The 25,387-nt window shown below is 43.1% G+C and carries 22 protein-coding genes; 15 read left to right on the forward strand and 7 right to left on the reverse strand.

Features of this window, described 5'->3' with window-relative positions; genetic code table 11:
* Positions 1 to 31: 31 nt before the first annotated feature.
* From murE to mutT, 15 genes are all read left to right on the forward strand, one after another.
* Entirely contained in the window at positions 32 to 1,510 is a 1,479-nt protein-coding gene (murE, locus tag MORIYA_RS15535; RefSeq protein WP_232011645.1) for a UDP-N-acetylmuramoyl-L-alanyl-D-glutamate--2,6-diaminopimelate ligase, read from the forward strand.
* Positions 1,507 to 2,943 (forward strand): UDP-N-acetylmuramoyl-tripeptide--D-alanyl-D-alanine ligase, encoded by a 1,437-nt coding sequence (locus MORIYA_RS15540; protein WP_112716582.1) that lies wholly within the window; start codon positions 1,507 to 1,509, stop codon positions 2,941 to 2,943. Before murE ends, MORIYA_RS15540 begins: the two co-directional genes overlap by 4 nt.
* The gene (gene mraY, locus MORIYA_RS15545) at positions 2,937 to 4,019 is read left to right on the forward strand and encodes a phospho-N-acetylmuramoyl-pentapeptide-transferase (RefSeq protein WP_112716584.1); all 1,083 of its coding nucleotides are present in this window, start codon (positions 2,937 to 2,939) and stop codon (positions 4,017 to 4,019) included. The genes MORIYA_RS15540 and mraY overlap by 7 nt, the downstream gene beginning before the upstream one ends.
* Positions 4,019 to 5,359, forward strand: coding sequence for a UDP-N-acetylmuramoyl-L-alanine--D-glutamate ligase (murD, locus tag MORIYA_RS15550; RefSeq protein ID WP_112716586.1), 1,341 nt, complete (start codon positions 4,019 to 4,021; stop codon positions 5,357 to 5,359). Before mraY ends, murD begins: the two co-directional genes overlap by 1 nt.
* Positions 5,359 to 6,555: a cell division protein FtsW gene (ftsW, locus tag MORIYA_RS15555; RefSeq protein ID WP_112716588.1), complete on the forward strand. Its 1,197-nt coding sequence runs from the start codon at positions 5,359 to 5,361 to the stop codon at positions 6,553 to 6,555. The genes murD and ftsW overlap by 1 nt, the downstream gene beginning before the upstream one ends.
* Before the next feature lie 53 nt (positions 6,556 to 6,608).
* Complete coding sequence (gene murG / locus MORIYA_RS15560) at positions 6,609 to 7,676, forward strand: undecaprenyldiphospho-muramoylpentapeptide beta-N-acetylglucosaminyltransferase (protein WP_112716590.1); 1,068 nt, start codon at positions 6,609 to 6,611, stop codon at positions 7,674 to 7,676.
* On the forward strand, positions 7,677 to 9,137 hold the full coding sequence (murC, locus tag MORIYA_RS15565; protein WP_174216980.1) for a UDP-N-acetylmuramate--L-alanine ligase: 1,461 nt from the start codon (positions 7,677 to 7,679) through the stop codon (positions 9,135 to 9,137).
* Positions 9,125 to 10,063, forward strand: a complete 939-nt coding sequence (locus MORIYA_RS15570) for a D-alanine--D-alanine ligase (RefSeq protein ID WP_112716594.1) — start codon at positions 9,125 to 9,127, stop codon at positions 10,061 to 10,063. Before murC ends, MORIYA_RS15570 begins: the two co-directional genes overlap by 13 nt.
* Before the next feature lie 3 nt (positions 10,064 to 10,066).
* A complete protein-coding gene (locus tag MORIYA_RS15575; RefSeq protein WP_232011646.1) occupies positions 10,067 to 10,888 on the forward strand; it encodes a cell division protein FtsQ/DivIB in 822 nt (273 codons plus the stop codon).
* A gap of 5 nt (positions 10,889 to 10,893) precedes the next feature.
* Positions 10,894 to 12,141: a cell division protein FtsA gene (ftsA, locus tag MORIYA_RS15580; RefSeq protein WP_112716596.1), complete on the forward strand. Its 1,248-nt coding sequence runs from the start codon at positions 10,894 to 10,896 to the stop codon at positions 12,139 to 12,141.
* Between the two features lie 27 nt (positions 12,142 to 12,168).
* Positions 12,169 to 13,356: a cell division protein FtsZ gene (ftsZ, locus tag MORIYA_RS15585; RefSeq protein WP_112716598.1), complete on the forward strand. Its 1,188-nt coding sequence runs from the start codon at positions 12,169 to 12,171 to the stop codon at positions 13,354 to 13,356.
* Between the two features lie 168 nt (positions 13,357 to 13,524).
* The gene (gene lpxC, locus MORIYA_RS15590) at positions 13,525 to 14,448 is read left to right on the forward strand and encodes a UDP-3-O-acyl-N-acetylglucosamine deacetylase (RefSeq protein WP_112716600.1); all 924 of its coding nucleotides are present in this window, start codon (positions 13,525 to 13,527) and stop codon (positions 14,446 to 14,448) included.
* Positions 14,449 to 14,574: 126 nt separating this feature from the next.
* On the forward strand, positions 14,575 to 15,486 hold the full coding sequence (locus tag MORIYA_RS15595; RefSeq protein ID WP_112716602.1) for a M23 family metallopeptidase: 912 nt from the start codon (positions 14,575 to 14,577) through the stop codon (positions 15,484 to 15,486).
* Between the two features lie 46 nt (positions 15,487 to 15,532).
* Positions 15,533 to 18,250, forward strand: coding sequence for a preprotein translocase subunit SecA (secA, locus tag MORIYA_RS15600; RefSeq protein WP_112716604.1), 2,718 nt, complete (start codon positions 15,533 to 15,535; stop codon positions 18,248 to 18,250).
* Between the two features lie 148 nt (positions 18,251 to 18,398).
* On the forward strand, positions 18,399 to 18,791 hold the full coding sequence (gene mutT, locus MORIYA_RS15605) for an 8-oxo-dGTP diphosphatase MutT (protein WP_112716606.1): 393 nt from the start codon (positions 18,399 to 18,401) through the stop codon (positions 18,789 to 18,791).
* Positions 18,792 to 18,822: 31 nt separating this feature from the next.
* Here the strand turns inward: mutT and yacG are convergent, their stop codons facing one another.
* The 7 genes from yacG to nadC all read right to left on the reverse strand — a co-directional run bounded on the left by yacG (position 18,823) and on the right by nadC (position 25,370).
* On the reverse strand, positions 18,823 to 19,014 hold the full coding sequence (gene yacG, locus MORIYA_RS15610; protein WP_232011740.1) for a DNA gyrase inhibitor YacG: 192 nt from the start codon (positions 19,012 to 19,014) through the stop codon (positions 18,823 to 18,825).
* A gap of 28 nt (positions 19,015 to 19,042) precedes the next feature.
* The gene (gene coaE / locus MORIYA_RS15615) at positions 19,043 to 19,648 is read right to left on the reverse strand and encodes a dephospho-CoA kinase (RefSeq protein WP_112716610.1); all 606 of its coding nucleotides are present in this window, start codon (positions 19,646 to 19,648) and stop codon (positions 19,043 to 19,045) included.
* 30 nt (positions 19,649 to 19,678) lie between these two features.
* Positions 19,679 to 20,566 carry a prepilin peptidase gene (locus tag MORIYA_RS15620; RefSeq protein ID WP_112716612.1) on the reverse strand — a complete coding sequence of 296 codons (888 nt, stop codon included), beginning with the start codon at positions 20,564 to 20,566 and terminating at the stop codon, positions 19,679 to 19,681.
* A gap of 87 nt (positions 20,567 to 20,653) precedes the next feature.
* Entirely contained in the window at positions 20,654 to 21,910 is a 1,257-nt protein-coding gene (locus tag MORIYA_RS15625) for a type II secretion system F family protein (protein WP_112716614.1), read from the reverse strand.
* Positions 21,911 to 21,986: 76 nt separating this feature from the next.
* Positions 21,987 to 23,690 carry a type IV-A pilus assembly ATPase PilB gene (pilB, locus tag MORIYA_RS15630; protein WP_112716616.1) on the reverse strand — a complete coding sequence of 568 codons (1,704 nt, stop codon included), beginning with the start codon at positions 23,688 to 23,690 and terminating at the stop codon, positions 21,987 to 21,989.
* A gap of 6 nt (positions 23,691 to 23,696) precedes the next feature.
* Positions 23,697 to 24,137, reverse strand: a complete 441-nt coding sequence (locus MORIYA_RS15635) for a pilin (RefSeq protein WP_112716618.1) — start codon at positions 24,135 to 24,137, stop codon at positions 23,697 to 23,699.
* A gap of 390 nt (positions 24,138 to 24,527) precedes the next feature.
* Positions 24,528 to 25,370, reverse strand: a complete 843-nt coding sequence (gene nadC / locus MORIYA_RS15640) for a carboxylating nicotinate-nucleotide diphosphorylase (RefSeq protein WP_112716620.1) — start codon at positions 25,368 to 25,370, stop codon at positions 24,528 to 24,530.
* Between the last annotated feature and the right edge of the window lie 17 nt (positions 25,371 to 25,387).

Genomic DNA, 25,387 nt, shown 5'->3' on the forward strand with positions numbered 1-25,387 from the left:
GCCATGGGCTTTAAATATTAAGGGTTTGGAAATGAATTCGTCCTGTCGAGTATTATCGCTACAAGCGTGGAATATAGATCTTGAATTAGCCGTTAACGCGTTGATCATTGATAGTCGCAAGGTACAAGCTGGCGACTGTTTCGTCGCGGTCAATGGTCATGCACTTGATGGTCGTCGTTTTATTAGTAAGGCATTAAAAAGTGGTGCAACGGCGGTACTCAAAGATGCCGATAACCCTGCTGAACACGGTCATATCACCTATATCGACCAGCGCCCTATCATTTCTTTCTTTGGTCTTAATCAGGCCCTATCCGCATTAGCGGATAACTTTTATCAATCGCCTTCACAGCAATTAAAGTTGATCGGTGTTACTGGCACCAATGGTAAAAGTACTATTACCCAGATCATTGCTAATTGGGTAACTTTATTAAACGGTAAAGCTGGGGTGATGGGGACGATCGGTAATGGCTTATTCGATCAATTAGTGCAAACAGAAAATACCACCGGTAGCGGCTTAGATGTACAAGCTGAAATCGCTAATCAGGTGCAACAAGGTGCCGAATTATGCGCCATGGAAGTATCCTCACACGGTTTGATCCAAGGTCGCGTCAATGCGCTGGATTTTGATGTAGCATTATTTACCAATTTAACCCGAGATCATCTTGATTATCATGGTGATATGGAGGCTTACGCCGATGCCAAAAAAATCTTATTTCAAGGGTCGGTAAAGCATAAGATCCTCAATGTTGATGATGCTTACGGTAAAATGTGGGCACAGCAATGGCCGGATGCTATCCAATTTTCGGTACAACAAGATTTATTTTCCCATCACGGGGCTGTTATTTATTGCAACGATTTAAGTTTTGATACTGGCGGTTTTCGCTGTGAGTTAAAAACCAGCTGGGGTGACGGTACCCTGCAATGCGGCTTAATAGGTGAATTCAATGCCTCTAATGTAGTGGCCGCTTGCGCGAGTTTATTAGCGCTCGGTTATGATCTGGAGGATTTATTACAGGTAGCACCAAAATTAACGGCAGTGTGTGGCCGTATGGAACTATTTAAGCAAGTGGGACAAGCCGCTTGCGTGGTTGATTATGCTCATACACCAGATGCATTGGAAAAGGCATTACAGGCATTACGTGTGCATTGTGAAGGCAAACTTTGGTGTATTTATGGTTGTGGTGGCGACCGAGATACAGGTAAACGACCATTAATGGCACAAGTTGCTGAACAATTTGCAGATATGGCTGTCATTACTGATGATAATCCGCGTACTGAGTCTGCCGCTGCGATTGTAAAGGATATGCTTAGCGGTCTTGCTAAGCCTGATGCTGTGCACGTTATTCACGATCGCCGTCGTGCTATTCAGTGGGCGATGGCGCAAAGCGGCGCAAAGGATATTATCTTAGTGGCGGGTAAAGGTCATGAGGATTATCAAATTATCGGTGTCGAGAAACACCATTATAGTGATCGTGAGACGATCTCCGAACTGCTGGATAACCAACAATGATTAGTTTAGCGTTAAGTGCTATTGCTGCACAGCTTAATAGTAAATGGCAGGGTGATGATGTTGTTATCACAGCTGTGTCAACAGATACCCGCACGATCAAAGCGGGCGATTTATTTATTGCGTTAAGTGGTGATAACTTTGATGCCAATCGTTTTGTGGCGACAGCGGCAGAACAAGGGGCCATCGCTGCGATTGTGACAAAAAAGCAAGCGGTTGATATCCCACAAATCATTGTCAAAGATAGCCGTATTGCCTTAGGTTTATTAGGAAAAATGGTGCGTGAACAAGTTGCTCCTAAAGTTGCTGCGCTTACCGGCAGTAATGGCAAAACCACCACCAAAGAGATGTTGGCGGCTATTTTAAAATTAGTCGCACCCACATTGGCGACGGCGGGTAACTTTAATAATGATATCGGTGTTCCCCTGACCTTATTGCGCTTACAGCAACAACACAAATTTGCGGTGATGGAGCTTGGTGCTAATCACAAGAAAGAAATTGCTTATACCACAGGGTTGGTATTGCCAGATGTGGTGTTAATTAATAATGTGGATGCCGCACATTTAGACGGATTTGGTGATCTACAAGGGGTCGCATTGGCTAAAAGTGAGATATTATCCGGCGTTAAACAACAAGGTCTAGCGGTACTCAACCGTGATGATAAGTTTTATTCATACTGGTTACGCAAAGTGGATGCGCAGCGACAGGTTAACTTTTCGGTGGTTGATGCAAGCGCGGATTATTTTGCTGCTGATATTGAATTTGATGACGCTGGTAACCCGGCATTTACCTTATGTACGCCAAGCGGTGATTGCGGTATTAATTTAGCGGTTGCAGGTCGTCATAATGTTGCTAATGCATTAGCTGCCGCAGCAATGGCAAGTTGTTTTGGTATTGATATTAACACCATTAAGTTAGGTCTGGAATCTATGGTTAATGTGCAGGGTCGATTGAATATATCACAATTAACCCCGCGAATTCGTATTATTGATGATAGCTATAATGCCAATATTGCGTCGGTAAAAGCGGCCATTAATGTATTAACCCATTTCCCATCGAAAAATGTATTAGTGATGGGTGACATGAGGGAACTTGGCGGCAGTACCGTGGACATGCATCAGCAGATTGGTCATTATGCCCAGGAGCAACAGGTTGATCATGTTTACACCTGTGGCACGGTCAGTCGTGAAGCCGCGTTGACCGCTGGTGCTAGCGGGCGCGCCTTTTTAACGCAACCAGCACTAGTTGATGCGTTAGTTGAATTAATCACCACAGCGCCTGAATCGCAGATGTTTACCTTATTATTTAAAGGCTCTCGCAGCGCAAAAATGGAACAAGCAATCGGCTTGTTAACCACTAAGCTCGCTGAGCACACTGCTATATTAATCGAAAATACAACGTTAGTTGAAAATACAGTAAAGGAAAGAAAATGTTAGTTTGGTTGTTCGAATCGTTAAGTGAGCATTTCTCGCTATTTAGAGTTTTTTCGTATCTCACTTTTCGTGCAATTATCACGATACTCACCTCGTTATTCCTGACCTTATGGATGGGACCTAAGCTTATCCGTTATTTGCAAGATATGCAGATTGGTCAAGTCGTGCGTGATGATGGTCCAGAATCGCATTTTAGTAAACGTGGTACGCCAACAATGGGTGGCGTGATGATCATAGCTGCAATTTTAATCTCGACGCTATTATGGGCAAGATTGGATAATGCCTATGTTTGGATCATGATGTTTGTGTTTGTCGCTTTTGGTGCGATTGGTTTTGTTGATGATTATCGCAAAGTGATCCGTAAAGACACGGATGGCCTGATCGCGCGTTGGAAGTACTTCTGGCAATCCGTGATTGCAATTGGCGTTGCGGTTTACCTTTATGTAACGGCAGGTTCTGCGGCAGAGACAACATTAGTGGTGCCTTTCTTTAAAGAGTACATGCCAGAATTGGGACTGTTATTCATTGTATTAACCTACTTTGTGATTGTAGGGAGTAGTAATGCGGTTAACTTAACCGATGGTTTAGATGGTTTAGCTATCTTACCTACAGTGTTAGTGGCTGGTGCATTTATGTTAGTGGCTTACTTAACCAGTAATGTTAAATTTGCCGAATACCTGTTTATCCCTTATATCCCCCAAGCCAGTGAATTAGTGATTGTCTGTGCGGCAATGGTCGGTGCCGGACTCGGTTTCCTCTGGTTCAATACTTATCCTGCACAAGTATTCATGGGCGATGTTGGTTCATTAGCCTTAGGTGCAGGTTTAGGTACGCTCGCGGTATTAGTTCGCCAAGAATTTATGTTGCTGATCATGGGTGGGGTGTTTGTCATGGAAACGGTGTCGGTTATTTTACAAGTGGGTTCTTATAAGTTACGTGGTCAACGTATCTTCAGAATGGCCCCGATTCATCACCATTATGAATTAAAAGGTTGGCCTGAACCGCGTGTGATTGTGCGTTTTTGGATCATCACTATTATATTAGTACTCATTGGCTTAGCTACATTGAAGGTACGTTAATGACACACTTATCTGAGCAAAATATGGCTGCTTCTATTGTTATTATTGGTTTAGGCCAAACCGGTCTGTCTTGTGTGCGTTATTTTCTAAAACAAGGCATAGTGCCTGTTGTGGTTGATAGTCGTGATGTACCGCCGGGACAAGATGAATTACCAGCTCAGGTGAGGTTATACAAGGGTGGTTTACACCCAGAGGTTTTACTACAGGCTAAACAATTAGTTGTTAGTCCAGGTATTGCCATTGCAACCCCGGAGATCGCGGCAGCACAGCAACATGGCGTTGAAGTGATTGGCGATATCGAGCTGTTTGTCAGAGCGGCAAAAGCCCCGATTATCGCTATCACTGGCTCAAACGGTAAATCGACGGTGACCACGCTGGTCGGCGAGATGGCCAATGCGGCGGGTGTGAAAACCGCAATCGGTGGCAATATCGGTATTCCAGCATTAGATCTATTGGATGTTGCCGAACCTTATCAGTTATATGTGCTCGAACTTTCCAGTTTTCAATTAGAAACCACGCATAGTCTAAAGGCTGTCGCAGCTACCGTGCTTAATGTAACGGATGATCACCTCGACCGTTATCCGAATTTTGAAGCTTACCGTCAGGCTAAATTGTCGATTTACCAAAATGCGAAAACCATAGTGACCAATCGTGATGATGTATTAACGGCTTGTCCTACACAAAATAATACGCGCAATGCGGCACAGTGTAGCTTTGGTGCAGATGATGCTGACTATGGTTTGATCCAACGGCAAGGGTGTACTTGGCTGGCTTATCAAGGTGAAGGCATTATCAGCGCTGATGATTTGCAGATCACGGGTGTACATAACCTGATGAATGCGTTGTCAGCGATAGCGCTGCTTGATGCTGCTGGCGTGGATAGAACTAAAACCTTACCGGGTTTAAAACAGTTTTCGGGACTTGCACATCGCTGCGAATTTATCCGTAAATTGAATGATGTCATGTGGATCAATGATACTAAGGCCACCAATGTCGGCGCTACGCTGGCGGCACTTGATGGTCTGAAAAGCAGTGTCAAGGGGCGCTTATATCTGATCGCGGGTGGTGATGGTAAAGGCGCTGACTTTGGTCCTTTAGTGCCAGCATTACGTGATGACATTGCGTTGACTTATTGCTTTGGTAAAGACGGTGCTCGTTTTGCTGGCTTAGCCGAGAATACTAAGTTGGTTGCTGATTTAGATACCGCGATTGCAGAAATTAGTCAGTTGGTACAACCGGGTGATTGGGTATTGTTATCACCAGCCTGCGCTAGTATTGATATGTACGCGAACTTTATGGCGCGAGGCGATCATTTTAGAGCGCTAGTTAAGGCATTGTAATGGAATTTTTAATCCGGACGAAACATTATTTACTCGGCGCTGAAGCACAGCAAAGTGCTGTGTATGATCGACAATTATTGTTACTGGCCATCGTGTTGATGATAGTGGGTTTAGTGATGGTGGCATCAGCCTCGTTACCCGAAGGTATCGCCTTGGGCAACGATCCGTTTATGTTCGTGAAAAAGCACTTGATCTTTTTAGCTGTGTCTCTGTGTGCTGCAACGTGTGTATTGAATGTACCCATTGCGTTTTTTGAACGCAATAGTGTGCGGTTTTTATTTGTGGCGATTGGATTATTGGTGCTGGTATTAGTGATTGGTCGTACGGTGAATGGTAGTACCCGTTGGATCTCATTCGGCCCGTTGAATATGCAGCCTGCTGAATTTGCTAAATTTGCTTTATTTACCTATTTTTCCGGTTATCTGGTTCGTCAAAAGCATTTATTACAAGAAAGTTATAAAGGTTTTGTGAATGGCTTATTAGTCATTGCCGTTATTTCTGCATTGTTGCTTTTTCAGCCCGATTTCGGCTCTGTGATGGTTATTTTAACCACCAGTGTGGCGCTGTTATTTATCGGTGGTGCAAAGTTAGTCCACTTCATGGCATTATGTGTTGTGGCTATTTTACTGGGGGTATTAGCGGTGATATTATCGCCGTATCGAATGCGTCGAATTACCTCTTTCCTCGACCCCTGGGATGACCCATTTGGTAGTGGCTATCAGCTAACGCAGTCGTTAATGGCCTTTGGTCGTGGCAGCTTTAGCGGTGAAGGACTGGGTAATTCAATTCAAAAATTAGAGTATTTACCCGAAGCGCATACTGACTTTGTATTTGCGATCCTCGCCGAAGAGTTAGGTTTTATCGGTGTATGTATCGTATTGATGCTGCAAATGCTACTGGTATTTAAAGCATTGCAGATTGGCCGTCGTAACTTAGAAGCTGATCAATCTTTTGCGGGTTTTCTGGCGATCAGTGTTGGTGTTTGGTTTTGTTTTCAAACCTTGGTTAATGTCGGTGCTGCATCGGGGTTATTACCGACCAAAGGTTTAACCTTACCTTTAGTGAGTTATGGTGGTTCTAGCTTGTTCGTGATGAGCTGTGCTGTGGCGGTATTATTACGGATCGATTATGAATATCGGGCACAAAAAGTGTCGATGGCAAATAATGCCATGCCCAACGTAGTAGCGCATGAATGACCACATTCATGGCAATAATGAAATTAATCTCATAACAAATGAAAGATAATATGATGACAAAACGTTTATTGGTGATGGCTGGTGGTACTGGCGGTCACGTGTTTCCTGGTATTGCGGTTGCAACATATTTACAACAGCAGGGCTGGACTATCCATTGGATTGGCACTGCCGATCGCATGGAAGCAGATTTAGTGCCGCAGTATGGGTTTGATATTTCATTTATTGATATCGCCGGTGTACGTGGTAACGGCCTTAAGCGTTTATGTGCGGCACCTTTTCGAATTTTAAAATCGGTGTTGCAGGCGCGCAAAGTGATGCAATATTTTAAGCCAGATGTGGTATTGGGGATGGGTGGTTTTGCCAGTGGACCCGGAGGGGTAGCTGCATGGCTACAAGGTATTCCCGTAGTATTACACGAACAAAATGCGGCAGCAGGTTTAACCAATCGATTATTAGCTAAAATTGCCAAACGGGTATTAATGGCCTTTCCGGGGGCGTTTGCTGATGGTCAGTTAGTCGGCAATCCTGTGCGTGAAGATGTTTTAGCGTTGCATGATCAAGTGCGAATACAGAAAGACAAACTGACCGTACTAGTGGTTGGTGGTAGCTTAGGGGCCAAAATACTCAACGATACGTTACCTGCTGCGCTGGCATTATTACCGCAAGAGCATATTTGTGTACGGCATCAGGTAGGTAAAAATAATGCTGCCAAGGTGATTCGTGCTTATCAAGCAGCTGGTGTGACAGCTGAAATTGAGGTGACTGATTTTATTGATGATATGGCGCAAGCTTATGGTCAAGCCGATGTGGTAGTGTGCCGCGCTGGAGCATTAACTGTGTCAGAAGTCGCGGTTGCTGGGCTGCCGGCTATTTTTATTCCATTACCACATGCTGTGGATGATCATCAGACGAAAAATGCGCAATCATTGGTACAAGCAGGTGGCGCGGTATTGATACCACAACGGCAATTAAATGCCGTGGATTTAGCCACATTATTACAGCAATGGATGGATGATGAAGCGCATCTTGTGACCATGTCAACTGCAGCCAAAAGTGTTGCCATTCTAGATGCCACTGAGCAGGTCGCAACTGCCTGTTCAGCGTTAAGTGAAGAGAGATAGATAATGCCTGAACAAAAGATCGCACAATTAAGAACAATAGTGCCAGAGATGCGCCGTGTGAAAATTATTCATTTTGTTGGCATCGGAGGTGCTGGCATGGGTGGTATCGCAGAAGTATTAGCCAATGAAGGTTATCAGATCACGGGTTCTGACCTCGCGCCAAATCCGGTGACTGAACGCCTAGTAAAATTAGGTGCAAAAATTAATTTTGAGCATACTGCCGAAAATGTGCGGAATGCGAGTGTCGTGGTGGTATCAACAGCTATCGATGTAACTAATCCTGAAATTGTTGCCGCCCATGAAAACCGTATTCCGGTGATTAAACGTGCTGAAATGTTAGCTGAATTAATGCGTTTTCGTCATGGTATTGCGATTGCTGGTACCCACGGTAAAACATCGACTACAGCGTTGGTGACCGGTATTTACCATGAAGCAGGCTTAGATCCTACATTCGTTAATGGCGGATTAGTAAAAAGCACTGGCACCAACGCGGGTTTAGGCACTAGCCGTTATTTGATTGCTGAAGCAGATGAGAGTGATGCGTCATTTTTATTATTACAACCAATGGTTGCTGTGGTCACCAATATTGAAGCTGACCATATGGATACTTATGGTGGTGATTTTGCTAAGTTAGAAAAAACCTTTATTGATTTTCTGCACAATTTACCATTTTACGGTTTAGCGGTGATGTGTGCCGATGATGCGGTGATTGAAAAACTTATTCCTGATGTTGGTCGTCAGGTGGTGACTTATGGTTTTTCTGAAAATGCCGATGTACGTATTATTGATTATGTGCAAAAAGGCCATAAAAGTCACTTTACTATTTGTCGTAAAGATCGTGATGATTTGCGGGTGAGTTTAAACTCACCGGGTCAACATAATGCCTTAAATGCCACTGCTGCGGTTGCGGTGGCCACTGAAGATGGCATTGATGATAGTGCAATTGTTACCGCATTAGCTAATTTTGCGGGCACTGCTCGACGCTTTGATATGCTGGGTGAGTTTGATTCAGGTGCCGGTAATGTGATGTTGGTAGACGATTATGGTCATCACCCGACCGAGGTTGATGTTACCATTACTGCAGCACGTGCAGGCTGGCCTGAAAAACGGTTAGTATCGGTATTCCAACCACACCGATATACCCGAACCCGTGATTTGTATGAAGACTTTGCCAACGTGTTATCCAAGGTTGATTTGTTATTCTTATTAGAAGTATACCCAGCAGGTGAAGAGCCAATACCGGGCGCAGATAGCCGCTCATTATGTCGTAGCATTCGACAGCGCGGTATTATTGAGCCTATTTTCGTATCAAGTCCTGATGAATTACCGGCTATTTTAGCGGAGCATTTACAAGACGGTGATTTGGTATTGACCCAAGGTGCTGGTAATGTGGGGACGCTGGCTAAGGAACTAGCTGCAATGGAAATGAATGTTAGTACGATGAAACAATGGAAGAAGTAATCATGAGCGTAACAAGCACTAAAAAAGTAGCGGTATTATTTGGTGGGCATTCTGCCGAACGTGAAGTATCACTAAAATCAGGTGCCGCGGTGACCGCCGGATTACTGCGTGCGGGTGTCGATGCGCATGCATTAGATACTGCTGAGTACGATGTGCATCAACTTGGTCGGGATGGCTTTACCCATGTGTTTATTGCCTTACATGGTCGTGGTGGAGAAGATGGTGTGATGCAAGGCGCATTAGAGCTGATGGGCATTCCGTATACTGGCAGCCGGGTGTTAGGTGCTGCATTAGCGATGGACAAGATCCGAACTAAGCAAATTTGGCAATCGCAAGGTTTACCAACAGCACTATACCGTATTGTGACACCGATTAATTTTAATCCTACAATGGCGAGTGATATTATCGCTGATCTTGGTTCGCCAGTTATCATTAAACCGGCGAAAGAAGGGTCAAGTATTGGCATGGCAAAAGTGCATAATGTGGCAGAGTTAGAAATTGCGGTGAAGGCTGCATTTGCCTATGATAACGAGATCCTCGTTGAGCAATGGATTGAAGGTCCAGAGTTTACTGTGGCTATTCTCGGTGATGAAGTATTACCGGTTATTCAACTTAAAACGCCAAATACCTTTTATGATTACCAAGCTAAGTATCAATCAAATACCACCGAATACTTGTGTCCGGCCCCCATTACCGATGAACAACGTCAGCAATTACAAGCTTATGCATTAAAAGCGTTTCATGCGGTAGCTGCCGAAGGCTGGGGTCGTGTTGATGCCATGCTGGATGCGCAAGGTCAGTTCCAATTACTGGAGGTGAATACGGTGCCAGGTATGACCGAAAAAAGTTTAGTGCCAATGGCTGCGCATGCCGCGGGTTATAACTTTGATACTTTAGTGTCTAAGGTATTAGCGCTCGCGCATTAATCGATGATGACCACCGCGACTGTTACGCCGTTACCAGACACACTTGATGATAATATCTATGCGCTCACCGAACTTGAAATTCAAGCGGATGAGTCCTGCGTTGAAGAGTTAGCGTCGTCACGGTTACAACGTGGTTTAGGTCTGTTTTTCTTCTTTATGGTGATAGTCTTTTTTAGCTGGATGTTTAGCAGCATGGAAGCCTATCTAACTGATGCCAGTAAGATGCCAATGTCAGCGCTGATTATTCAAGGTGAGCGTCATTATGTCAGCGATGATGATATCCGTGGGGTATTGTTACAAAAACCGGCCATAGAGAATTATTTTTCAGTAAACGTTGATGATATTCAACGAAAAATAGAATCATTACCTTGGGTTTATCATGCCTCGGTGCGTAAAAGTTGGCCGGACTTATTACGGGTATATATTCAAGAACAACCGGTTGTTGCAGTGTGGAATGATACCCAGTTATTGAATGCAGACGGTATTGTTTTTGATGCTCAGATTAACAGTGTGTCGAAATCATTAGTGAAACTTTATAGTCCCGGTGATAGAATCGAACAAACATTATCTAAATACAATCAATTCAATGGGCTACTGCAGCTTAATGAGTATAAAATCGTTTCCATGACACTTAATTTGCGAAATGCAATAACGGTTGTATTAAGTAATGGTATTATGTTGCGCTTAGGCCGTGAAGATGCGATATCACGGATCCAGCGCTACATCGATTATGTTGCAGTATTAGATAAAGACAAAATAGCCTATATAGATTTACGTTACGATACAGGTTTCTCAGTTGGCTGGAAAAATGACAATAAAGAGTAATGATAATGACTAAGTCGATGGAACGAAAATTAATTGTAGGTTTGGATATCGGCACCTCAAAAATTGCCGTTGTCGTAGGTGAGTTGCTACCTGACGGCGAACTCAACATCATCGGTTTAGGCGAAAGTGCGTCGAGAGGTATGGACAAAGGTGGTGTGAACGACCTTGAATCTGTGGTTAAAGCCGTACAACGTGCATTACAAGAAGCTGAAATGATGGCTGATATGAAAATATCATCTGTCTATCTGAGTATTTCTGGCAAACATATCAGTAGTCAAGATGAAATTGGCATGGTGGCGATCTCTGAGGATGAAGTCACACAAGATGATGTTGATAATGTGATCTATACAGCAAGGTCTGTGCGCATTCGTGACGAACATCGAATTTTGCATGTAATACCACAAGAATATGCTATTGATTATCAAGAACGGATTAAAAATCCTGTTGGTTTATCAGGCGTTCGCATGAAAGCCAAGGTACATTTGATTACGTGTCACAATGACATGGCAAAAAATATTGTAAAATGTGCCGAACGTTGTCAATTGCAAGTGGATAAATTAATTTTTTCTGCACTTGCATCAAGCTATGCTGTAGTCACTGATGATGAAAAAGAACTGGGTGTTTGTGTTGTCGATATCGGTGGTGGCACGATTGATATCGCTGTTTTTTATGACGGTTCGTTACGTCATACATCGGTATTTTCTTATGCAGGCAATGCAGTTACTAGTGATATTGCGTATGCATTTGGTACCCCCCCTGCAGATGCCGAAAATATTAAAGTTAACTTTGGCTGTGCACACGCGAATTTATTACAACGTGATGATACTATCGAAGTGGCGAGTGTTGGCGGTCGACCGTCGCGCACTTTACAACGACAAACACTTGCAGAAGTGATAGAACCTCGATATTCTGAACTGTTCGGAATGGTTGAAGATGAATTGAAAACTGTTTTGATCTCATTAAAACTGGAAAAATTGGCAGCGGGGATTGTCCTCACTGGTGGTGCTGCACAAATTGAAGGTTTGGTTGAATGCGCCGAAGGCGTATTTAACTCCCAAGTTAGAATAGGTAGCCCCTTGAATATTTATGGGCTAACTGAATATGTGAATACGCCAGTGTATTCAACAGCGGTTGGCTTACTTCAGTTTGGTAAAGAACAACAGTTCGAACCAACAACAGAAGTAGTCGTAGAAAAGAATAGTTGTAATCAGCTACTTAAGAAAATAACGAGCTGGTTCAAAGGCGGGTTTTAAACCCCAATAAGATTTTGGAGAATTACCATGTTTGAACTACTAGATGATAGTCACGATGAAGCTGTCATTAAAGTCATTGGTGTTGGTGGCGGCGGCGGTAATGCTGTTGATCATATGGTCAATGAGACAATTGAAGGTGTTGAATTTATTGTGATTAATACGGATGCGCAAGCATTACGTAATTCAGCCGCTGGAACTGTTATTCAAATCGGTAACACAATAACGAAAGGTTTAGGTGCCGGTGCAAACCCTCAGGTAGGTCGTGAATCTGCAATGGAAGATCGAGATACCATCCGTGAGCACCTACAAGGCTCTGATATGATCTTTATTGCCGCCGGTATGGGGGGCGGTACAGGAACTGGTGCTGCGCCTGTGGTTGCCGAAATTGCCAAAGAATTAGGCATATTAACCGTTGCTGTTGTGACTAAACCTTTCTCGTTTGAAGGTAAACGTCGTCTTAATTACGCGCAAGCGGGTATTGATGCATTAAGTGAACATGTAGATTCTTTAATCACAATCCCTAACGACAAATTACTGAAAGTATTGGGTCGTGGTGTGAGCTTATTAGACGCCTTCAAAGCAGCAAATAATGTATTACTTGGTGCTGTACAAGGTATTGCCGAGTTAATTACCCGTCCGGGTCTGATCAACGTGGATTTCGCCGATGTGCGTACCGTAATGAGCGAAATGGGCACCGCAATGATGGGTACGGGTGTGGCTTCTGGTGAAGATCGCGCGGAAGAAGCGGCTGAAGCGGCAATTTCAAGCCCATTACTTGACGATGTCGATTTAGCGGGTGCACGCGGTATTCTGGTTAATATTACAGCGGGTTTAGATATCAACATCGAAGAATTCGAAACTGTTGGTAATTCAATTAAAGCCTTTGCATCTGATAATGCAATCGTTGTTGTGGGTGCGGTCATTGACCCTGAAATGACGGATGAACTCCGTGTAACTGTGGTTGTTACGGGTATTGGTGCGGAAAATAAACCTGATATTACCTTAGTTCCAACACCGGTGAAGAAAGTTGAAGAAGCCAAAGTTGAACCAATGAAAGTTGAAGAAACAGCTAAAGCAACAGTTGTTCCAGCCGATACCCAAGTAGATATGCAGAATGTTGCAGTTGCGGTTGGTGAGAGTAACACTACGACGGCAACCAAGAGTGAACCGGACTATCTTGATATTCCCGCGTTCTTACGTCGTCAAGCAGACTGATACTTTATGGTATAGTCGCTAGCATATGATTCAGTCTTACGGATTATGTTTAGCCCTAAGACTGAATTATGTAAGCTGTGTGTGGATTGGTGATTTTGCATTTCCAGTAGGGCTGTGGTAAATTGCTCGGCCTCGCGCTGGAGTGTGGGATTTAAATAGGGTGACTTCATGATTAAACAAAGAACATTAAAACAGGCGGTACGTGGCACCGGCATTGGTCTGCATTCTGGCAACAAGGTTACCCTAAATCTGCGCCCCGCCGCAGCCAATACTGGTATTATTTATCGTCGTATCGATCTTGATCCGGTTGTTGATTTTAAAGCATCAGCAGAGATGGTCAAAGATACCATGTTGTGTACTTGTCTCATTAGTGACGATGGTCATCGTATTTCTACCGTCGAGCATATCAATGCGGCACTAGCGGGTCTAGGCATTGATAATATTATTATTGAAGTAGACGCCGCAGAAATTCCAATTATGGATGGCAGCGCTAGTCCTTTTATTTTCTTACTGCAAAGTGCGGGAATTGAAGAACTTAACTGTGCGAAGAAATTTATTAAAATCAAACAACCGATCCGGGTTGAAGATGGCGATAAATGGGCTGAATTCTTACCGTCGAATCATGGTTTTATCATAGATTTACGGATTGAGTTTGATCATCCGGTATTTGAAGGTCAAAACCAGCATATTCGCGCAAACTTTTCAGGTGATTGGTTCCATCAAGAAATCAGTCGAGCACGTACTTTTGGTTTCATGAAAGATATTGAATACTTACAATCACAAAATCTGGCACTCGGCGGTAGCTTAGATAATGCTATCGTGATTGATGAATTCCGTATTCTCAATGATGACGGATTACGTTATCACGATGAGTTTGTGAAGCATAAAGTTCTTGATGCGGTTGGTGATCTATACTTATCAGGCCATTCAATCTTAGGTGAGTTCAGAGCATTCAAAACTGGCCATGGCATGAATAATTTATTGTTAAGAGCATTGCTTGCAAATCAAGAAGCGTGGGAATTCACCACGGTTGATGAAACGCAAGATTCGCCAATTCGTTGGTTAGAACCAAATTTAGAATTGGCGTTATAATCTGACCAAACCTGCGTTGTATCTCGAACTGACATGAGTTAGTCCGGTTCGAGATAAATACAGATAGAATTTTGACACCAAATTGTTTATATTTAGTGTTACAAATTCATTAGTTAATAAAAGATTATGAGCGTTACAGTTACTTACTCGAATGGTAAACATACCTATTTTAAATTATGTAATATCTACTGGTTAATCGCTGCATTCATTGCTGTTATTGCTGTTTCGATCGCGTTTTCTGGGTTTATCTATTCAAATTACTCTTCTCAAGCCATCCAACTCAAGATTGCCAAAGCACAGCAAAAACATCAGCAACAAGCCGATCGAATCCTGTCTTTACGTCAAGAAACTAATTTGAAAATTGCGGTATTTGCGAGTAGAGTTGGTATGCTGCAAGCTGAGGTTAACCGTTTGAGTTTACTGAGTGATGAGTTGGCTAAGAATGCTAACTTAACGCGTGGTGAATTTGATTTTACAGGCGCTGCAATTGGCGGTCCGATTGATACTGATTCAAGCTATGCTGTTGATTTACAAACTTTGCTTGAAGAGATGGATTTACTGTCATTGGAAATAAATAATCGCTCACAACAGCTGTCACTACTTGAAACTATGCTATTGAATCACAATATAACTGATGAGGCGGTTTTATCTGGACGTCCAGTTATTCAACGTGGTTCTTGGTTATCGTCTCCTTATGGCGTGCGAAAAGACCCTTTTACAGGCCAAGCGACCATGCACAAAGGTATTGATTTTGCTGGTAATAATGGTATGAATATTATCGCAACTGGCGCTGGTGTTGTAACATGGTCGGGAAGACGTTCTGGGTATGGGTTGTTAATCGAAATTAACCACGGAAATGGTCTGTCGTCACGTTATGCCCACGCTAAAGAGTTGATTGCTAAAGAAGGCGATGTGGTTGGTAAAGGGCAAACTATTGCTATTATGGGGAGTTCAGGACGCTCTACTGGACCTCATGTGCACTACGAAGTGCTAAAATCGGGACGACAAGTCGATCCTAAACGCTATGTTTATCGCTAAAATGCTTTAAATTTCAAATAGATTCACAATAACTTTTGGTCATAAAATGTTAACTAATATAATTACAAAAATAGTCGGTAGCCGCAATGACCGCATTTTAAAAAAATTGCACAAAGTTGTAAAACAAGTTAATCAATTAGAAGCAGATTTCGAAGCATTATCAGATGCAGAACTAAAAGCAAAAACAGTTGACTTTCAACAACGTGTAGCTGATGGTGAGTCACTTGATAGCATTTTAGCGGAAGCATTCGCGGTTGTTCGTGAAGGCTCTAAACGTGTATTTGGCATGCGCCACTTCGATGTACAGTTACTCGGTGGTATGGTTTTAAATAATAATCAGATTGCCGAAATGCGAACCGGTGAAGGTAAAACCCTCACCGCAACCTTACCCGCCTATTTAAATGCCTTAACAGGTAAAAGCGTACATATTATTACCGTGAATGATTACCTTGCTGCACGTGATGCGGAATGGAACCGTGAACTATTTGAATTTTTAGGGTTAACCGTTGGTTTAAACATTTCTGGCATGGATAACATGGCCAAACGTGACGCTTATGCTGCCGATGTTACTTACGGAACCAATAATGAATTTGGTTTTGATTACCTGCGTGACAACATGGCGTTTGAACCGCAACAACGTGTTATGCGTCCGTTATACTACGCGGTAATCGATGAAGTGGATTCTATTTTAATTGATGAAGCACGTACCCCGCTTATTATTTCAGGTCCAGCTGACGATAGCTCTGACCTATACACTAAGATCAATACCATTATTCCATTGCTAGAACAGCAAGAGAAAGAAGATACCGAAGAATATACCGGTGATGGTCACTTCACGGTCGATGAAAAAAACAAGCAAGTATTACTGACTGAAAACGGTCAAATCATAGTTGAAGAAATGCTTAAAGAGCGTGGCTTATTAAGCAAAGAGGACAATTTATTCTCTGCGGCGAATATTTCATTACTACATCACATCAATGCGGCATTACGTGCGCATACGTTATTTGAAAAAGACGTGGATTATATCGTGAGTGATGAAGGCGAGATTGTTATTGTCGATGAACACACGGGTCGTACTATGCCGGGTCGTCGTTGGTCTGAAGGTCTACACCAAGCGGTAGAAGCACGTGAAGGTGTGAAGATCCAAAATGAAAACCAAACATTAGCATCGATTACATTCCAGAATTACTTCCGAATGTATGAGAAACTGTCAGGTATGACAGGTACAGCAGATACTGAAGCCTTCGAATTCCAATCTATCTATAACCTCGAAACAGTGGTAGTGCCAACCAATAAACCCATGACGCGTAAAGATTTTGGTGATCTGGTTTATCTGACTGCTGCTGAGAAGCATGTTGCGATCATTGAAGATATCAAAGATTGTGTAGCAAGACAGCAGCCAGTGCTAGTGGGTACCGTATCTATTGAGAGTTCTGAACTGCTTTCGAAATTACTGAAAAAAGACAAGATCAAACATAACGTATTAAACGCCAAATTTCACGAACGTGAAGCCGAAATTATTGCCGATGCGGGTCGTTCTGGCGCTGTGACTATTGCCACCAACATGGCTGGTCGTGGAACTGATATCGTATTGGGAGGTAACTGGCAAACCGAAATTGATGCGCTGAAGAATCCAACTGCAGCACAAATTGAGCATATTAAAGCCCAATGGCAAGTTCGTCACGAAGCTGTTCTTGCCGCGGGTGGTTTACACATCATCGGTACCGAACGTCATGAATCACGTCGTATTGATAACCAGTTACGTGGTCGTTCTGGTCGTCAAGGAGATGCAGGTTCAACGCGTTTTTACTTATCAATGACAGATCCTCTGATGCGTATTTTCACTTCAGACCGTATTACTGGCATGATGAAGAAACTGGGTATGGAAGAAGGCGAAGCGATTGAGCATAAGTGGGTAACGCGCGCGATTGAAAACGCCCAACGTAAAGTTGAAGGGCGTAACTTCGATATTCGTAAATCGTTACTTGAATTTGATGACGTCGCCAATGAGCAACGTAAAGTGGTTTATGAGCAACGTAACGAATTGATGGAAGCGGAAGACATCAGTGAAACCATGATCGCGATCCGTGAAGACGTGATCAATGCGGTAATGGATGCTTACATTCCACCCCAATCATTGCATGAAATGTGGGATATATCAGGTCTAGAACAACGTTTACGTGCTGATTTCATGCTGGAATTACCTATTCAGCAGTGGCTCGATGACGATACTAAGTTATACGAAGAAAAGCTCCGTGAACGTATCATGACAGCGGCTAATGACGCTTATGTAGCAAAAGAAGATGCTGTGGGTGCACAAGTGATCCGTCAGTTTGAAAAAGCAGTAATGTTACAAACACTGGATGGTTTATGGAAAGAGCATTTAGCGGCAATGGATCATTTACGTCAAGGTATTCATTTACGTGGCTATGCCCAGAAAAACCCGAAACAAGAATACAAGCGTGAGTCGTTTGAACTGTTTACTGAAATGTTAGAAAACTTGAAATCAGATGTGGTTGGTGTGGTTTCTAAAGTGCAAGTGCAAGCGCCGGAAGACGTAGACGCAGTGGAAGCACACCGTCGCCGTGGCGAGTCATTACCACAGAACATGAGTCACGCAACAGCTGAAAACCAGCTAGCAGATAAATCGGCAACGGCTGAATCAGAAACATTTGTACGTAAAGGTCAGAAAATCGGTCGTAATGATCCTTGCCCTTGTGGTTCCGGTGCTAAGTTTAAACAGTGTCATGGTAAATTAAAGTAATAACGATAACTCGCTATCAGTCATCGTCATTATTGGTGATAGCTAATAGACGTTAAAGTTAAAATTAAAAGCGTTAAAACAGCAATGTTTTAGCGCTTTTTGTTAATTAAATTTAATACAATACAACTATCCAATAAGAGAACTCATAATGAAAGTCGTTCATGTTGCTGCCGGTATTATCGTTCGTGATCAGCAAGTCTTTATCAGTAAACGTAGCTCAGCGCAACACCAAGGTGATAAGTGGGAGTTTCCAGGTGGTAAGGTAGAGTCTGGCGAATCTGTGCTTGAGGCGTTAACCAGAGAGCTGAAAGAAGAAGTTAACCTTGATGTGATCAATGCGCAGGCATTTCATCAGTTAGAATTTGATTATGGCGATAAAATCGTGCAATTAGATTTCTATCTGGTCGATAAGTTTGCGGGTGTCGGCAGGGGACTTGAAGGACAGCAAACGGCTTGGGTAAATATCAGTGAGTTAGCTGATTATACTTTTCCAGCCGCAAATCAAATAATTGTCGAGATGTTAATGGCTCAGTTTGCCTGAGCCATTCAGCAATATATACCCAGTTAATAGGCTAATCGAATTCGTAACCTTTAGGTTGTGATTCTTGTGGTGAGGCATCTTCACCTGGAATGACACGTTCTCCACTTGCCCATTCGCCAAGATCAATCAGTTTGCAGCGTTCACAACAAAACGGGCGAAATTCGCTAGTGGCAACCCATTCAACAGGCTTTTGACAGGTTGGGCAATTTACTTGCATGATTATTTCCTAAATAAACTGTACTTGAAAGTGGCTAGTCTGCCATGCCTGCCGTTGCTAACTCAAGAAATTTCTGATGTAAAACTGCAACATCGCTTGTAAGCTGTTGACGGCCATTATTGACCACCACTGAGTCCGCGGCAGCAAGGCGTTGTTCACGCGTTGCTTGTGATTGTAATATCGCCTTAACTTGCTGTACAGATACGTTATCGCGTGCGATAGTTCGTGTTATCTGGACTTGTTCTTCAACATCAACAACCAGCACATGATCGCATAGCGTGGTGAGCTTGTTCTCAACTAGCAGTGGCACCACTAACAAGGTATAAGGGGAATTGCTGGCGGCTAATTGCGCTAATAATTCAGCACGTATCATCGGGTGTAATAAATGATTTAACCACTGTTTATTGGCATTATTTGAAAATATTGTATCACGTAATAACGCGCGATTTAAGCTGCCATCATCTTGCAATATCTGTTCACCAAAATGCGTGCTTATCTGTTTTAAGCCATCACTGCCGATTGCAACCACTTCTCTGGCGACAATGTCAGCGTCGACTAAATTAATGCCTTGGGCTGCGATAAGAGCGGCGACCGTGGTTTTACCTGATGCGATCCCACCTGTTAATCCAACAACATACATAGCGCTTACCTTAACAAGTTTGATTGAGTGTTAATAAACAAAGTTAACTAAATAAAAATCAACTAATTGATCGCCCCAGATAAGGTACAACCAGCCTGCGATGGCCAGATAAGGACCAAATGGAATAGGGTTGCCTTGAGTATGTTTTTTTAATGCGATTTGGGTAATACCAATAATTGCGCCAGCAAAAGAAGATAACAGCACAATGGCTAAAATTGATTGCCAGCCGAACCAAGCACCAAACGCAGCTAAGAGTTTGAAATCCCCATAACCCATGCCTTCTTTGCCGGTGAGTAATTTGAACCCCCAATACACAGACCACAGTGATAAGTAACCAACGATAGCGCCGATGATGGCATCGGATGGTGTTACCCAAGCATAATTAACGTTAATAAATAGACCTAACCACAATAATGGTAGCGTCATTTGATCGGGTAATAACATTTTATCAATGTCGATAAAGGTCAGTGCGACTAAGGTCCAGGTTAAGATGAGTGCCCCAGCTAATTGAATGCCGTACGGGATATACACGGCGACCACGAGTGATAATAACCCGGTTAATAGCTCAATGCTTGGATAACGTGCTGAAATAGGATTGGCACAATTGCTACATTTCCCCCTTAATACTAGCCAGCTGATCACCGGGATATTTTCTAATGCCGTAATTTGATGATCACACTTAGGGCAAGCAGAGCGGGGTAACAATAAGTTAAATTTAGTGGTTTCAGGTCCTGTTTCAGCGGTTTTGCATTTATCACTAAAATAAACCGTGCACTCTTGTTTCCACTCGCGCTCCATCATGATGGGTAAGCGGTAAATCACCACATTTAAGAAACTGCCCACTAACAGACCGAGAAGGGCAACTGATAACCATAATAGCCAAGGGGTGAGTTGAAAAAGAAGCGCTAAGTCTTGCATTAGAATTACCTGTACGAATCAAATTGATAGATAAATGTTAACTGAAATAAGATGATAGCAAACCCACTACAGAAAAGCTGTTAAAGCTTACATGATGCTACCCATTTTAAAGATAGGTAAATACATCGCAATCACCAGACCGCCAATGATGACACCCAGTACCACCATGATCATCGGTTCGATTAAACTGGTTAAGCCATCGACGGCATCATCAACTTGTTGCTCATAAATATGCGCAACTTTGGCTAACATATCATCGAGTGACCCAGACTCTTCACCGATCATCACCATTTGCGTCACCATGTCAGGGAATAAATTGGTTGAGCGCATGGCGATGTGCATTGGTAATCCGGCGATCACTTCATTACGCATTTCCATTACCGCATTTTTATAAACAATATTGCCCGATGCGCCTGCCGCAGAGGTTAGCGAGTCTACCAGGGGAATACCGGCTGCAAATGTGGTGGATAGCGTTCTGGCGAAACGTGCCAACGCGCCTTTATGCATGATTGGTCCAATTGCAGGGATCTTGAGGATAGTGCGTTCGGTGATATGTTTGACTTTCATTGAACGTTGATTCGCTTTAAGGTAAATAATCGGTATTCCAAATAATATGCCAATCACCAAATACCAAAATTGACTGACGAAATCAGAAATCGATAGCACAAACAAGGTGAAAGGCGGCAGTTCTGCGCCAAAACCGGCGAAGATGTCTTTGAACTGCGGTATGACATACAGCAATAAAATAAGCGTGACGATAGTCGCAACGGCGACTACCATAGCCGGGTAAAGCATGGCTTTTTTAATCTTAGATTTGAGTGCTTCGGCTTTTTCTTTATAGGTGGCGATACGATCATACATAGTGTCCAATGAACCTGATTGTTCGCCTGCGCTGATCAAATCACAATACAAATCATCAAAATAAATGGGATGTTTGCGCAAGGTATTAGACAGCGATGTACCGGTAGACACCTCTGCTGCCACCTCGCCGATTAACGAGCGCATGGCGGGGTTGTCATTACTGCGGGCTATAATTTCTAAACTTTGCACCAAGGGCACACCGGCATTCAGCATGGTGGAAATCTGTCGTGATATGAGGGCAATGTCCATCGCTTTAATTTTTTTGCTACCGACAGAGAACAAGCCTGTTGATTTGCGCTTGGCTTTTAAAACGTTGATACCCTGACGGCGAAGTTCTACCTTCAGGTTACTGATGCTTTCTGCTTGCATTTCACCACTGACTTTTTTGCCTTTACGGTTAACGCCTTGCCAGTGATACGGATAGCGTTTTTTTACTGCTGATGGTTTGCGACGATTATGGGTTGTTTTGGTTACTGCGACCATGAGGCTATCCTTAGCGAATGGTGGACGATAAAATCCTTATTAATAAACAGAGGGGCTGCTTAATTATTATGGCGTCTTAATGACTGGTGATACGTTCAACTTCAAGCAAACTGGTGATCCCGTCTATGACTTTGTTTAATGCGGATTGGCGTAAGGTATCCATGCCTTCCTGCTGAGCTTGATCGTGGAGTGCCATGGAGTTACTGCCGGTTAAGATCATCCGTGAGATCGTATCAGACATGGGCATGACTTCGTAGATCCCCACGCGACCTTTATAACCCTTGGTGCACTGGTTACAACCGACGGCTTTAAACGGGGTAATGCCGTGATCAATTTGTGGTTGACTAAAGCCAAATTTAGCTAATTCACTTGCCGGAATATCTTCCTGTTGTTTACACTCATTACAAAGCCGACGACCAAGGCGCTGAGCGATGATCAAGCTGACGGATGAACCAATATTATAAGCCGGCACCCCCATATTTGATAAACGGGTCAGAGTTTCTGCGGCGGAGTTGGTATGCAATGTCGATAACACTAAATGACCGGTTTGCGCGGCTTTGATGGCAATCTCTGCTGTTTCTATATCGCGGATCTCACCGACCATTACCACATCTGGATCTTGACGTAAGAATGAACGTAATGCGACGGGAAAAGTAAGTCCTGCTTTGAGGTTGATCTGCACCTGATTAATGCCGCTGAGATTGATCTCGATAGGATCCTCGGCGGTGGAGATGTTACGTTCCACGGTATTCAGAATATTTAATCCGCTGTACAAAGACACGGTTTTACCACTACCGGTTGGTCCGGTGATCAGGATCATGCCTTGCGGTTTGGTGAGTGCTTTAAGATAGAGCGCTTTTTGTTTTTCGTCATAACCGAGTATATCGATATTGAGACTGGCTTGGTTGGAATCTAAGATCCGCATCACTACTTTTTCACCCCACATGGTGGGTAGGGTGCTGACACGTAGATCAATGGATTTATTCTTGGATAATTTTAATTTTATCCGCCCATCTTGTGGCACTCTGCGCTCGGCAATATCTAATTTGGCCATGACTTTCAAACGCGCGGAAAAGCGCATGGCTAAGTTAACCGGTGGCGATACCATTTCATGTAAGATCCCGTCAATACGAAAGCGTACGCGATATTTAAACTCATAGGGTTCGAAATGAATATCAGAGGCGCCTTTTTTAATCGCATCGAGTAGAATTTTATTCACAAATTTAACGATTGGCGCGTCATCCGCGCCGTCTTTACTTTCTTGCTCTAAACGTGACTCGCTATTATCCACTTCCAAGTCACCGATATCGGCATCATTAAGATCGCCTAGGGCATCAATATCACTTTCTAATACAGTGTCTAAGGCTTTTTGTAATTGTAGTTCATCAACCAATAGAACTTCGGTATGTAAACTAAAGCTAAAGGCAAACTCTTCTAGTGCGCTTACATTTGTTGGATCTGACATCGCTAGGTATAGAGTTTGGCCCTGCATATAAATAGGTAAGGCATGATGTTTCTCAATGAGTTTTTCATTGAGCAGATTATCGGGGATTTCTTCGAGATTAAAGGTATCTAAGTCGAGCAGTGGCACGCCGTATTCACGTTCTAATAATTGCGCTAATATTTGACTGTCGATGATACTATTGTCGACGATATAAGTCGTGAAGGCTTTACCTTCCTGTTTGGCGCTTTGCAGAAGTTGTGGGATCTCTTCTACATCGAGGTATGAATGTGCGACCAGGCTATGTGCCAGGCCGCTCGCGTTATGCTGGTGTGGCATTAGGGCTTAGCAGTAACCTAGAGAATCACAACCACCGCCAGATATCCAAGTTACTCGACCTTGACTTACTGTGCCTGTGAGCGTGTATGTAACCGCAGTGGTATCATTATTTGATGCGGTAATGACAATATCTTTTGAGGAGAGACTTAATGCTATTGATTTTAATTCGACAGAAGCTGCAGGTGCTGATGGAATACCTTTTTCGCCAAGTTCACCACAGCCTGCTGCAGTCAATTTGAATTCAGTAATACCTTCGATTTGCGCACAAAGTTCAATACCTGTTTTGATCGGTGCTGTTGCAGCTACCACTTCCGTGAATTTTGCTCGGTCAGTATAGTTCTGATAAGCAGGCATACCAATGCCGGCCAAGATTGCTACAATCGCGACGACGATCATCAATTCAATTAACGTAAAACCTTGTTGTTGTGCTTTCTGTTGTACTCTCATTTTTTATATCCTTATAAAATTAGCTAATAGTCCTTTAGTCATCAAATGGTATGAGGTATCTGATGAGTTAATTTATTTAAACCCTGATTTAACATTTTGTACACACTTATTTAACGATCCAGGTCAAGTTATAAGGCAATACGTCGAAATAACCCGTTGATTTGTTGATATATAATTATCTTGTACTAAGTGTTTGTAGGGTAAGTGAGGTGATTAGAGCGTTATTACTAGATGAATAACTAAAATGCGTGGTGCTATATAGTCGTTCATTTTATTTTTGCAGTCTGATTTAGAGTATAAAAAAAGCACTACTCCTTACGGGGTGGTGCTTGCGATTGAACTATTTCTTTAGAATTACGGCTTTAGAGCTGGCTTAGGTAATTTATAAGCTTATTTAATAAAGCGCATCGATAGGTCTGTTGCTTGCACATGTTTGGTTAATGCGCCTACCGAGATGAAATCAACACCAGTTGCGGCAAAGCTGGCTAGGGTATCAATAGTGACATTACCTGATACTTCTAATTTCGCTTTACCTTGGTTTAATTCAACCGCTGCACGCATCATGGGAATATCAAAGTTATCTAACATCACAATGTCAGCGCCTGCGTCTAATGCTTGTTGTAACTCTGCTAGACTTTCGGTTTCTACTTCCACCGGTTTGCCAGGTTGTAATTCTTTGGCTTTGGCAATGGCGTTTTCAATGCCACCACACGCCATAATGTGATTTTCTTTGATCAGGTAAGCATCGAACAGACCGATACGGTGGTTTTTACCGCCACCACAAGTGACCGCGTATTTCTGTGCGAATCGTAAACCGGGAATGGTTTTACGGGTATCGAGTAACTGGCATTGCGTACCTGCAAGTTGGTCTACATATTCTTTGGTTAAGGTGGCAACGCCTGATAACGTTTGCACAAAATTTAATGCATTACGTTCGCCAGTTAGCAGTGTACGGGCAGGGCCTTCTAGCGTGAATAGCGTTTGGTCTGCTGCCACCAGATCACCGTCGGCCACTAACCAAGTCACGGTTACTGTATCACCAAGCTGGAGGAATACTTCATCAACCCAGGCTTTACCACAAAATACCGCTTGTTCACGACTGATCACTTTGGCTTTAGCTTGTGTCTCTGCTGCGATTAAGTTTGCAGTGATATCACCGTCAGCCACACTTAGCCCCCCCAGGTCTTCTGCTAATGCAGTGCTTACTGCGCGGCGTATTTCTTGTTGTAACATAATAATTCCTAGGTCGA

The sequence above is a fragment of the Moritella yayanosii genome (genome assembly GCF_900465055.1).
Taxonomy (GTDB): domain Bacteria; phylum Pseudomonadota; class Gammaproteobacteria; order Enterobacterales; family Moritellaceae; genus Moritella; species Moritella yayanosii.

Excerpts from the sequence above, each read along its gene's own strand:
- murE (WP_232011645.1), top strand. The coding sequence starts at position 32 with ATGAATTCGTCCTGTCGAGTATTATCGCTACAAGCGTGGAATATAGAT.
- MORIYA_RS15540 (WP_112716582.1), top strand. The coding sequence starts at position 1,507 with ATGATTAGTTTAGCGTTAAGTGCTATTGCTGCACAGCTTAATAGTAAA.
- mraY (WP_112716584.1), top strand. The coding sequence starts at position 2,937 with ATGTTAGTTTGGTTGTTCGAATCGTTAAGTGAGCATTTCTCGCTATTT.
- murD (WP_112716586.1), top strand. The coding sequence starts at position 4,019 with ATGACACACTTATCTGAGCAAAATATGGCTGCTTCTATTGTTATTATT.
- ftsW (WP_112716588.1), top strand. The coding sequence starts at position 5,359 with ATGGAATTTTTAATCCGGACGAAACATTATTTACTCGGCGCTGAAGCA.
- murG (WP_112716590.1), top strand. The coding sequence starts at position 6,609 with ATGACAAAACGTTTATTGGTGATGGCTGGTGGTACTGGCGGTCACGTG.
- MORIYA_RS15570 (WP_112716594.1), top strand. The coding sequence starts at position 9,125 with ATGGAAGAAGTAATCATGAGCGTAACAAGCACTAAAAAAGTAGCGGTA.
- MORIYA_RS15575 (WP_232011646.1), top strand. The coding sequence starts at position 10,067 with ATGATGACCACCGCGACTGTTACGCCGTTACCAGACACACTTGATGAT.
- ftsA (WP_112716596.1), top strand. The coding sequence starts at position 10,894 with ATGACTAAGTCGATGGAACGAAAATTAATTGTAGGTTTGGATATCGGC.
- ftsZ (WP_112716598.1), top strand. The coding sequence starts at position 12,169 with ATGTTTGAACTACTAGATGATAGTCACGATGAAGCTGTCATTAAAGTC.
- lpxC (WP_112716600.1), top strand. The coding sequence starts at position 13,525 with ATGATTAAACAAAGAACATTAAAACAGGCGGTACGTGGCACCGGCATT.
- MORIYA_RS15595 (WP_112716602.1), top strand. The coding sequence starts at position 14,575 with ATGAGCGTTACAGTTACTTACTCGAATGGTAAACATACCTATTTTAAA.
- secA (WP_112716604.1), top strand. The coding sequence starts at position 15,533 with ATGTTAACTAATATAATTACAAAAATAGTCGGTAGCCGCAATGACCGC.
- mutT (WP_112716606.1), top strand. The coding sequence starts at position 18,399 with ATGAAAGTCGTTCATGTTGCTGCCGGTATTATCGTTCGTGATCAGCAA.
- coaE (WP_112716610.1), bottom strand. The coding sequence starts at position 19,648 with ATGTATGTTGTTGGATTAACAGGTGGGATCGCATCAGGTAAAACCACG.
- MORIYA_RS15620 (WP_112716612.1), bottom strand. The coding sequence starts at position 20,566 with ATGCAAGACTTAGCGCTTCTTTTTCAACTCACCCCTTGGCTATTATGG.
- MORIYA_RS15625 (WP_112716614.1), bottom strand. The coding sequence starts at position 21,910 with ATGGTCGCAGTAACCAAAACAACCCATAATCGTCGCAAACCATCAGCA.
- pilB (WP_112716616.1), bottom strand. The coding sequence starts at position 23,690 with ATGCCACACCAGCATAACGCGAGCGGCCTGGCACATAGCCTGGTCGCA.
- MORIYA_RS15635 (WP_112716618.1), bottom strand. The coding sequence starts at position 24,137 with ATGAGAGTACAACAGAAAGCACAACAACAAGGTTTTACGTTAATTGAA.
- nadC (WP_112716620.1), bottom strand. The coding sequence starts at position 25,370 with ATGTTACAACAAGAAATACGCCGCGCAGTAAGCACTGCATTAGCAGAA.